Origin of the sequence: Streptomyces zinciresistens K42, from assembly GCF_000225525.1 — a bacterium.
In the GTDB taxonomy this organism is placed as follows: Bacteria; Actinomycetota; Actinomycetes; order Streptomycetales; family Streptomycetaceae; genus Streptomyces; species Streptomyces zinciresistens.
Genome location: NZ_AGBF01000381.1, coordinates 1 through 2,800, shown reverse-complemented (window position 1 = coordinate 2,800; position 2,800 = coordinate 1). Strand labels below are relative to the sequence as shown.

At 70.2% G+C, this 2,800-nt stretch carries 2 protein-coding genes; both read left to right on the top strand.

All coding sequences use genetic code 11. The annotated features are described in order from the left end of the window. The first annotated feature begins 765 nt into the window (after window positions 1-765). On the top strand, window positions 766-1,209 hold the full coding sequence (locus SZN_RS36535) for a hypothetical protein (protein WP_007505748.1): 444 nt from the start codon (window positions 766-768) through the stop codon (window positions 1,207-1,209). Window positions 1,210-1,313: 104 nt separating this feature from the next. After that, entirely contained in the window at window positions 1,314-2,699 is a 1,386-nt protein-coding gene (locus tag SZN_RS36530; RefSeq protein ID WP_007505747.1) for a helix-turn-helix domain-containing protein, read from the top strand. Window positions 2,700-2,800 lie beyond the last annotated feature (101 nt).

Genomic DNA, 2,800 nt, shown 5'->3' with positions numbered 1-2,800 from the left:
CCACGTGCTCCCGCAAGGAGCGGTGCGGACCCGGCCATTCCGGTTTCCTAGGCCAATGCGATGGCCGGGCCCGTACGTGTTCCCCGAACAAGACGGAGATCGATCTGGATGAGTGTGGCATCACCCGCACCTCGTGCGCACCACGTGCAGCAAAAACGACGCTTTTTCGCGACCATCGCGCAGGTCACAGGCTTTGCCGGCCGCCTGTCCCTTACGGGCGCGAACACGGCAAATGCCTCCCTCCTGGCGGCGGCGAGGCCCACGCGGTAGTTCCGGACGATCACGAGCCTGTCCAAAATCTGCCCCTGATCGCCCCTACCGACCTCAGTGCTCCGGGGCCGGGCAAACCTGACGTGCCCGGTCCCGGCCTTCGCCTTGCCACTCCATCCTGAAGGCCCCCACGGTGATCGACCTGTCCACCAGTACGCGGTACGTAGTCCGCGCGGCACGCGGATGCAGGAAGGCGGCTGCTCCTGGCAGCAGCCCTGCCGTGCGGCCGCCGCGCGCCGGACACGATCTCGGCGCATGCGCCGGCCACTCCGGCATAGCCGCCGACATCCTCACGGGCAGCCGCCTGCGGGCCGACCTCGCGGTCGGCGTTGCGGGAGGGCACCCGCTCACCGGCACCTGCGCACCCTCGCATGTACCGGACCTCAACTTCCCACTGACGAAGGCCAAGACGACGCCCTGGCCCACCGGCCAGCGGCCCAATCCGGCAAGCGCGTCCTCGAAGGCCGACCCCACCACCTCAATGGGCGGTGCCACATGACGACCGACGACACACCGACGACCGACGAGACGATCACGACAGTCCAGCCGGCTGCCCCGTGGCCCAACTACGAAGCCGACCACGCCCGCAAAGAGCTCGCTGCGATGAAGATGCTCTGCGACGGGGCATCGCTGCGCACCGTGCGACTGCGCACCCAGCTGAGCTGGGCCCAAGTACGCGCGCTCGCCGAGGTGGTCGCCGAGGACGCCACGACGCCTCCGCCGCGCAACGTGCTCCGCGACCGGCGCCCGCACCGGGCGGCACGAATCCGCGTCGTGCCCCGCCGGCCTGCGCCGGAGTCGGCGCAGGAGTCCGCGGACGAAGTGCAGTCGACCGACACCACGGAGCAGCTGAGCCTGCTCCCCGAGCAGGAGGACCCCAGGGAGAAGGGTTATGCGCCGGTTGCCGAGCCGGAGCAGCTCTCCCTGATGTGTCTCTGACGCCTCCCTAGCCGCCGGCTGGCGGCTCCTCCCCAGGCCCTTGAAGGCCCGCCGCGCTCATGCGCGCCACGGGTCTATTTCGCGCTACCCGGAAACGGACCCACGTGCTCTCCGCTCAGCCCCTGCAAGCCCCCTACGCGTCCGCCGCTGTTCCCGAGCGGGTCCGCGTCGCCCCCGCTGACCAGTGGGTCTCCACGACCTCCGGCCGGTTCGCCCCCGACGGCTTCTCGTGGATGCAGGCCGTCTGCTGGTCCTACCTCGAGGACACCTACCGCCGCACCCGTGACCACGGTCCCCGGAAGGTCGGCGAGACCACCCTTCGTGTCGCCGCCGAACTCGCCCGCCTCGCTCCCTGCCGGCCTGGCGTCGACTTTCTCGCTCGCGTCCTGAAGCTGAGCGAGCGCACCATCCAGTACCACCTCGCCATCCTGCGGGAGAGCGGACTGCTCGCCTACCGGTCCAAGGGGACACGTGTGTCCGGCGAGGGCGGCCAGGCCTCGGAGTTCGTGTGGATCATCCCCCAGGCCTTCGACGCCGCCCTGCACCTCGTCACCCGTACCTGCGATCGGCTTGTCCGCGCGCTGAGGGGGATCGGCGACGAGGGCCGTGCGCTCATGAAGCGGCTGGCGAAGATGGCGCAGAAGCTCCTGCGGCGCCGCCGTTCCCGTCGCTCGAGAACCCGTTCGTCGGGGTCATCGCGTTGCACCCCAATGGGGGGTAGTTCAGATAGCTCTTCTTCTGCGGGTGGTACTTCTCTCCCCCCTGAGAGCAAGCTCGAATTCGGGAAGCGCACGTCCCCCACCCAGAAGAAGTCCAAGGCGAAGGCCCGTCGCACCCTCAACCAGACCGGCCGCCGTTTCCAGCTGGCCCGCGAGCTCATCGAGCAGGTCGACTGGCTGCGCGGCTGCTCGGTGCCCCGGATCGCGTGGGTCGTCCGCGACGTTGCCGACGCCGGATTCACCGCGGAGGAAGTGCGTGGCTGGCTCCACTTCCGGGGCGGATCCGCTCGGGTCCGCCGCGCCTCGGGGCTGCTGGCAGTGCTGCTCAGCGGCGCCCACAAGGTCCTGGACACCCAGGACAAGCGGGACCTGGCCGTTGCCCAGTGGCACGCTGCATCCGAAGCGGCACGACGGCACCGGATCCAGTCCGTCCGGCAGCGCAGCGAGCGCTTCGACGGCGACTGGCAGGCACCTCGCAGCGCCGCGGTCCAGCGCATGGTCGCTGACGCGATCGCCGCGACCGCCGCCCCCGCCGCACCGGCCGAAGCACTGCCCGACCTCACCGGACCGCAGGACCTGACCGTCGAGGAACTGCAGGTCATGCGTCAGACGGCATGGGCGGAGTTCATGCACGGTGACACCGCCCTGGTCACCTCTGCCGTCGAGGCGTTCGGCCGGACGACCGCCGAGTCCATGTACGGCACCGACCTCGTCCAGCGCGCGCTGCGGCTCACCGGCCACAGCGCCCTGATGTCCCTGGGACGCCGGTAAGGAGCACTGATGACCGACACGACCGCCCCGCAGCTCTCCGGCGTCGACCTGGCACGCGTCGCATTCCTCGCGGCGAAGGAGAGCGCCCGCAAGAACGGCGG